This window comes from Maribacter ulvicola (genome assembly GCF_900155985.1).
GTDB classification, from domain to species: domain Bacteria; phylum Bacteroidota; class Bacteroidia; order Flavobacteriales; family Flavobacteriaceae; genus Maribacter; species Maribacter ulvicola.
Genome location: NZ_FTMA01000016.1, coordinates 1 through 7788 on the forward strand (window position 1 = coordinate 1; position 7788 = coordinate 7788).

Here is a 7788-nt window from a genome sequence, read left to right on the forward strand (position 1 = left end):
AGGCTCATAGATTCAAAAAACAGATTCTTGAGCTTTTTTTATTCAATGTATCCGCTATTTATCTAGGCAATATAGAAACGTAAGTTTCATCATATGGCCTACCAGTTTTTGCGATAGCAAAAGACTGCTTTAATAGTTTGTTGGCAACGGCTATCAGTGCCAATTTCTTGCTCTTGCCCTTGTTCACGATTCGATCATATACTTCCTTGCATGCCTTGTTGTGTTTACAGGCATTGAAAGAACATAGAAACAATAGATTGCGAAGCTTTCTATTACCGACCTTGCTTATTCGTGCACGACCTCTTACACTGCTCCCGGATTCCCGTATCGTGGGGGTTATACCTACATAACTGCAAAGCTGTGCTGCGGTTTCGAACTTTTTGAAACCATCAGTGACAACAATTAAGAACAAGGCAGTTTTTTGACCTATGCCAGGTATCGACATCAACAAGGTCAATTGCTCCTGTTGGTCCTCTTTCACCAATGATAGAATCTTTGACTCGATAGCAGCTATTTCTTTATTGAGCTGCTTTTTGTTACGTATCAAGGAACGATAAACAAACTTTGAGGGTATACCCAGAACAGCTTCCCCATGTATCTTGTTCTTGGTTGCGGTACGTTGTTTTAGATAGGTATCCAATAAGCGGAACAACTGTAAACATTCGTTTTGGATATCCGTCAAGGCATTATAAATAGGAGCTTCGTTGATAAGGGCATACTCACATATAGCTTTAGCATCGCTCTTGTCCGTTTTTACCTTGGCAAGTTTCATTTGAATGAAACGTTTGACAGATAATGGGTTTACTACTGAAACTATTACTCAATTTTTGTAAAGAAACTGGGCAAGTCTATAATGATAGTAACCGGTAGCTTCCATAACCACCAATGAACCTTTGGGCAATTCCTTTAGGTATTTCCTGAACCCCGCTTCATTGTTCCTATACTGGTGGTAACCTGTTTTACTACCATGTACATCAAAGACATCTTTACTGATGTCAACTCCAAAAGTTTCTTTATATTTATTCATAGAAAATGATTTATGAAAGAACCGGCTACTTCTGCTCACAACAACTTGAAAACGAGATCTAAAGTCTCACAGAACTGAACGTGATCTAAGTAGTAAAAGAGAGAGGATTATCAATGTTGTCGAAGTCTAAAGCTTCACCGTGTATAGTAACCTTAATTCTCTCTTTTGTTCTTTCTAATTATATCAACAATTTACTGAGAATCAAACTTAAGACGTATATAATCCATTGCTAGTGAGAGCCTACTTACGAAAATCCTCGCGGATTTTCTATTCGGTTTTTATTTGCTAAATTAGTTGCTTACACACGCAACGTATCATATACAAAACCGTTAGAGGTAATTTAAAAAACAGAATGTCAAAAGCATCACAGAGAAATAAAAAAAGAAAGAAAGCCAAGGAAATTATTGAAAACATCAGTGATAATCTATCCGAATATTTGATAATTCACTACTCCTGTGAAAGCTTTTTCAACCTACCACAAGGTAACACACCAAGAATTACATCAATCGCAGTTCGATATCTAAGAAATGCGCAATCACACTCTTTTTCAATTCACAAAATTGCTGAATTAAAAGGAATTTTACCAAGTCAAATTAATCAACATTACAATCAATTAGAAAAGGAAATGCTTGACGAATATTTCGAATTTGTCAAAAAACATTTAGATAAAAATTGGATTCATATTAATATGCGCAATATTAATTTTGGATTTGAAGCAATTAATCATAGATATAAAGTTTTGGGTGGTAATCCGACACAAATTAATGATAATCTAAAGATAGATTTAGCTAGATTGCTTATTGATATTTATGGAAAATAATATTGTCCACATCCTAGAATGGAATCGCTATATAATTTAAACAAAATAACTATGGCTAGCTTTTTAAATGGAGAACAAGAAGCCAATGCTTTTAATAATTGAGATTACGTCGCTTTACATCAGTCAACACTTAGGAAAGTAGACAATATACACAACGTAATATCATTATCTGTAGAAAACGATTTAAAAACTAATAGCAATATTTTTCAAGTTTATGGAATTACTCCTGCGGGATTATTTTATGCTGGAAAAGATAATTGGATAGTAGCAATTTTGTTGTTTATAGTTGGTTGTATAATTGCGGCTTAGTGCTAAAACAAAGGTAGTTGTGTGTAATTACAAAAAAATGAGAAATTTACTCTTAATTTATATTTGTACTATGAGTTTTCTTGAAGTAAAAAGTCAAGATAATGAGTTATTCTTTATTAATGCATCAACAGGCTTAATCATTAGAGAACAAGCTAATTCAAATTCCAAAAGAATAGGTAAGTTACCTTATGGAAGTACTGTACAAGTGTTAAAAAAAACTGAAGTAAAAAAGCAAATTATTGATAACAATGATACAATTAATGGAACTTGGGTAAAAATTAAATATAATAATTTCCCATATATAGTATCAAAATTAAAATCTGAGTATGAATATGAAGAAGAAGGTTTTGTGTTTAATGGATTTATTGAAAAACTAAATAAAATAAAAATAGACACTAAAGAATTGGACAGTTTAAAATTTAATGAACTTTTTAGAGAATACAAATCTCCAATTAAAACAAAAAAAATTACATCAATAGAAAAAATAAAAAAGCTATTAGCCTCAAAAGTCAAATGGAAAGACATTGAATATTTAGGATATACAATTGACGAAATTACATTAGATAATGGGCAAGTACTCCATATAAATCAAAAAAATAATGATTATAGTTTTGTTGCCTATTATCCTATTGAAGAAATTATACTATTTGAAGGAGGACACACAAGTGATTATTCTATTTCAATCAAAACTGGAGAATCTTTAGAAACAGTTGGGAATCCTGAATATATTGTAGAATCTCCTAATAAAAATTTTAGATTAAATGGCTGGTTTCCTGGTCAAGAATGTAGTAGTTATTTCTTTCAAGAAAAAACAAAAAAAGGTTATAGATATTTAGTCGAATTTGGTTGGGGAAGTGAAAATTACGGAAACAATGTATGCAATTTCGATAAGTTCTGCTGGATAAATGACAATGAGTTTATTTATAGTTATATGGATTACTTGGGGAACAGTGGTGTGAAAAAATATTTTAAAGGTAAAATTGTGAAATAAAACTACACACAACAAAAGTAACCGTTGCACAAGTCTATAAATAGAGAAAATCACTATTAATATAAGCCTCTTTAAGGGGCTTTTTTTATGCCATGTTAAAAGCTGTACCTAAATTTTAAGGGCATTGGAGAAAGGCTTTTCACGTATTGAACCATGATTTTTACAAATAATGGCAGGGCAAGCTTCTCCGCCCCGCTTTTCGGGCGTTTGTTCTCGAATTTTAGGAACTTCTTGAGATGATAGGCGATCGCGGACAGGCGCATGACTTTGTTCGCCTGAGCGAGTCCGATCCTATTTATTTTTAGCAGTCTCATGAACTGGGTCAAGGTGCCGAAAACACCTGCCTCGGTTCATGAGCTCTTTAGCAGACCATTCCCATAAAAAACACCTGACTTTTATTATGATACACAAATGAAAGTCCTAAAAATTACCAAAAAAGAAGCCATAAGTTGAAAGGTTAATAATTGGGTTTACCATTCGGCTTCGCTCCAAGACAAACACATTGGAGTACTGGACATGGGCAATGGTATTTGGAGAGTGCTTATAAAAATGTATTTTTAGGTTACTTTGATCAACATGTATTTAGAAAAAAAGAACAATCAGTGAGGTTAGAAACTAATTTAGTGTAATCTCTAATCTATAACTTTTGTAAACCATGTATATTACCGAACATATGAAAAAAACGATATTCCTTCTTATAATCTTCTTTTGTGGAAATAACCTATTCGCACAAAACGAACTTACCGAAACCGAAAAATTAGCAACAACTGCAAAAGTTTGGGGCTTTTTAAAATATTATCATCCAGAAGTGGCTGACGGAAAATATGATTGGGACGAAGAACTCTTTAAGATTTTACCAAAAGTTAAAGACAGTCAAGACAAAGAACAACTTTCCAAAGTCTATTTGAATTGGGTTAATGGTTTGGGACAAATAAAACCATGTAAAAGTTGTGATAAAAATAAAAAACACGAATACTTTGATATGAATTTTGATTTAAACTGGTTAAATAACAGTCAAATATTTACCCCAGAGCTTTCCAAAAAATTAAGACACATTGAGGTCAACAGGCATCAAGGAAAAAAACACTATGTCAAGCATTACAGCCGTAGACTCAAAATTGCAGATTTTACAAATGAGAATGACTATGAAAATTTTGACTGGCAAGATGAAAACTTTAGATTGCTTTCTCTGTTCCGTTATTGGAATATGATTGAGTACTTTTTCCCTGCCAAATATCAAACCGATATGGATTGGGATGATGTTTTGGAAAAAATGATTCCAAAATTCTCTCACTCAAAATCGGAAATAGATTTTCATCTAGCAATGGTAGAATTAGCCTCTAGCATCGATGATAGCCATGTTAGATTGAACACCCAAAAAACATATCTCCATTTTGGTCATTTTTATCTACCGATAAAATTCAGGCTAATTGAAGGTAAGGCAATAGTTACTGAGTATTACAATGATTCATTAGCAAAATTGAATGATTTAAGAATCGGAGATGTTATAACAAAGGCTAATGGCAAAAAAATCGAGACCATATTCCAAGAAGAAAAAAAATATATTATGGGTTCAAATAGTGCTAGAAAAATGCTAAACGCAAGCTATTATATTCTCAATGGTCCAACTGATTCTTTAAAATTGGAGGTTATGAGAGGTAGTAAAACTTTGATTAAACCCGTAAAAAGATATTTATATCGAGATTTTAAATATAAGAAGGAGGAAAATGGAAATATCAGTTATAAAATCTTAAAAGATGATATTGGCTATATCAAGATGGACAAATTGAAAAATACTGAAGTTGCGGAAATCTTTGATGCTTTAAAAGATTCAAAAGCTATTATTTTTGATACAAGACAATCATCTACTGCTTCCATATATCAATTATCAAATTATATTACATCACCAAGAAAAGATTTCTATAAAGCAATAGAGCCTGACCTTGATTATCCTGGTAAATTTATATGGACTAATGTAAGAAATGTCGGAAATCGTGAAGAATTAAGATACAAAGGTCAAATAGTTTTGTTGGTTGATGAAGGATGCCAAAGTCAATGTGAGTTCACAATAATGTGTCTACAAACAGGTAACAATGTTACGACTATTGGAACTCAAAGTTCAGGTGCGAACGGAAATGTCATTAGATTTAATATGGTAGGTGGTTTTAAGACTCAGATTAGCGGTGTTGGTATATTCTATCCTGATGGAACCGAAAACCAAAGGAAAGGAGTAAAAATTGACATAGAGGTTAAGCCAACTGTTAAAGGGACAATCGAAAGAAAAGATGAAATTCTTGAAAAGGCAATTGAATTTATTAATAATTAAAAAATACTGTTGCCAACAACGGTAACCGTTGCAAAAGCCTATAATTAGAAATAATCACTATTGATATAAGCCTCTTTAAGGGGCTTTTTTTATGCCATGTGAAAAGCTGAACGTCAATTTTCTGTGCGCCATAGAAGTGCACATGAACGGTTCCTGTTCGTCAGTACCGAGTTTTGTAGTCTCGCTTTCTTCAGATGTAACTTACCAATACTTTTAGAAGCAACTACAGCGCATTAGGGACTTGCAGTCTTAATATATATCATAAATATGGCTATATGGTAAAATGCACAAGCTGGGCACGTACAACGCATATATGCAATAGCGTTTGAAGTAAAGCTAAAAATGCTTTTCTATTTTATTTAATATATTGCTAATTGAAAGTATTAGTATATTCATCCGCTACTACTCATACACGAGACCATTGGCAAAAAGCAATAAAGTAAATTTTTACGAAAAAGAAATATTACGAATTAAGGAAGATTGTTATTCTAACCAATGGCAAATTGATACAGTCATTGGGTTAAAAAATTATATTGACAATAACTTTAATGAACAATTAAACCTAACACACTTTTCTCAAATTCGATTTGTTTCTAAGTACCACCTTTTAAGACTATTTAAAACATATTATGGTCAAACTCCAAATCAATACTTAATTGATAAAAGAATTGAAAAAGCCAAGGAATATATAAAAAGTGGAAAATCTGTTTCAGAATCTTGTTATGAAGTTGGATTTGAAAGTTTAAGCTCTTTTAGTTCATTGTTTAAAAAGAAAACAGGATTTAAACCAAGTAAGTATCAAAAAAGCAATTTTCGATAAATTCATTTTATTTCAATTATTAATCTTTACAGCGTTAAATCAAGTAATGAAACAGTATTATGAAAATTAAACTTGTTAGTGTCCCAGTTGAAAGTCAAGATAGAGCACTTAAATTTTATACCAGCAAATTAAACTTTGTAAAAAAGAAAGATATTCCTGTTGGGGAGGCTAACAGATGGCTAACGTTAGTTTCAGGAGAAGAACAAGATGGACCTGAATTGTTATTAGAACCTGCTCCTATGAACTTTGAGCCTTCCATGACCTACCAAAAAGCTCTTTTTGAAGCTGGTATTCCATACACTCAATTTGATGTTGCCGATGTTCAAAAAGAATATGAAAGGCTAATCAATTTAGGTGTCAAATTTAGTATAAAACCGACAAAAATGGGTGCAGCTAAACTTGCTGTTTTTAACGATACTTGCGGTAATCACATTCAAATTATAGAAGTCTTATAATAATTATCTCACCTTATGATTAAAATGAATAACGATTCACTAATAATTACACTGCTGAGCTTAGCAGTAGCTAGTTGTATTTATCAGGAATCTACCAAAAACGACATTACTGAGATTAGAAATTGACAGTTTAGAAAATGCTTTAATTGTAAAAAATAAATTATGAAAAATCAAATGATTAGATCGCTAACTTTTCAAGACGGTAATGCTGAAAATGCGATGAATTTTTATGTGGAATTATTCGATAATTCTAAAATCATTAACGTAACTCGTTGGAGTAAAGAACAACCAAATATGGAAGGTAAAATTATGCAAGCTACTTTTGAATTAGATGGAAATATTTTCATGTGTAGCGATAGCCCTCCTATTCACGATTGGAATTTTACACCCGCAGTTTCAATGTTCATAGAGTGTGAAAACGAAGAGGAAATTAAAAGACTGAATTCTAAATTATCTGAAAAAGGTAAAGTTATGATGTCAATTGATTATGACTATGGCTTTAGTAAGAAATTTGGATTTATTCAAGACCAATTCGGAGTTTCTTGGCAACTGAACTTAAATTAAGTAAGCCAATTGCCTAACAACGGTAACCGTTGCACAAGCCTATAATTAGAGATAATCACTATTGATATTAGCCTCTTTAAGGGGCTTTTTTATGCCATGTGAAAAACTGAACGTCAATTTTCGAAGCAGCTAAAAAAGACTTTTCACGTATTGATCATGTTTTTTACCAATGAGGCTAAGGCAAGCTTCCCCGCCCCGCTTTTCGGGCGTTTGTTCTCGATTTTTAGAAACTTCTTGAGATGGTAGGCGATTGCGGACAGGTGCATGACCTTGTTCGCCTGTGCGAGAACGATCGTATTTATTTTTCGCATTCCCATGAACTGAGTCAAGGTGTAGCCTTCCCCTTTTTAGGACACCTCTAAATTCGATAAATAATTGTTGTGACCTCCTCCCATATTATGTACCGGTCAAAAGTAGAGAATCCGGGCTATTTTGATTCTTTTCGATATATTCGTTGGGGGACATGTCCCCCAACG

The 7788-nt window shown here is 32.7% G+C and carries 6 protein-coding genes and 1 pseudogene; 6 read left to right on the forward strand and 1 reads right to left on the reverse strand.

Features of this window, described 5'->3' with window-relative positions:
• Nucleotides 1-58: 58 nt before the first annotated feature.
• Nucleotides 59-1027: pseudogene (locus BW936_RS19180) on the reverse strand (IS110 family transposase).
• 352 nt (nt 1028-1379) lie between these two features.
• On the opposite strand from BW936_RS19180, the gene BW936_RS19805 reads away from it, so the two are divergent.
• The 6 genes from BW936_RS19805 to BW936_RS19215 all read left to right on the forward strand — a co-directional run bounded on the left by BW936_RS19805 (nt 1380) and on the right by BW936_RS19215 (nt 7312).
• Complete coding sequence (locus tag BW936_RS19805; RefSeq protein WP_208611148.1) at nt 1380-1847, forward strand: hypothetical protein; 468 nt, start codon at nt 1380-1382, stop codon at nt 1845-1847.
• A gap of 379 nt (nt 1848-2226) precedes the next feature.
• Nucleotides 2227-3147 carry an SH3 domain-containing protein gene (locus BW936_RS19190; protein WP_076551488.1) on the forward strand — a complete coding sequence of 307 codons (921 nt, stop codon included), beginning with the start codon at nt 2227-2229 and terminating at the stop codon, nt 3145-3147.
• A gap of 673 nt (nt 3148-3820) precedes the next feature.
• Nucleotides 3821-5473 carry a S41 family peptidase gene (locus BW936_RS19200; RefSeq protein ID WP_159439043.1) on the forward strand — a complete coding sequence of 551 codons (1653 nt, stop codon included), beginning with the start codon at nt 3821-3823 and terminating at the stop codon, nt 5471-5473.
• Nucleotides 5474-5894: 421 nt separating this feature from the next.
• Nucleotides 5895-6293, forward strand: a complete 399-nt coding sequence (locus tag BW936_RS19205; RefSeq protein ID WP_076551494.1) for a helix-turn-helix domain-containing protein — start codon at nt 5895-5897, stop codon at nt 6291-6293.
• Nucleotides 6294-6352: 59 nt separating this feature from the next.
• Nucleotides 6353-6748, forward strand: a complete 396-nt coding sequence (locus BW936_RS19210) for a VOC family protein (RefSeq protein WP_076551496.1) — start codon at nt 6353-6355, stop codon at nt 6746-6748.
• A 162-nt stretch (nt 6749-6910) separates the two neighbouring features.
• Complete coding sequence (locus tag BW936_RS19215; RefSeq protein ID WP_076551498.1) at nt 6911-7312, forward strand: VOC family protein; 402 nt, start codon at nt 6911-6913, stop codon at nt 7310-7312.
• Nucleotides 7313-7788 lie beyond the last annotated feature (476 nt).

What these genes read in the sequence shown, in the direction of transcription:
- BW936_RS19805 (WP_208611148.1), top strand. Translation starts at nt 1,380, where the DNA reads ATGTCAAAAGCATCACAGAGAAATAAAAAAAGAAAGAAAGCCAAGGAA.
- BW936_RS19190 (WP_076551488.1), top strand. Translation starts at nt 2,227, where the DNA reads ATGAGTTTTCTTGAAGTAAAAAGTCAAGATAATGAGTTATTCTTTATT.
- BW936_RS19200 (WP_159439043.1), top strand. Translation starts at nt 3,821, where the DNA reads ATGAAAAAAACGATATTCCTTCTTATAATCTTCTTTTGTGGAAATAAC.
- BW936_RS19210 (WP_076551496.1), top strand. Translation starts at nt 6,353, where the DNA reads ATGAAAATTAAACTTGTTAGTGTCCCAGTTGAAAGTCAAGATAGAGCA.
- BW936_RS19215 (WP_076551498.1), top strand. Translation starts at nt 6,911, where the DNA reads ATGAAAAATCAAATGATTAGATCGCTAACTTTTCAAGACGGTAATGCT.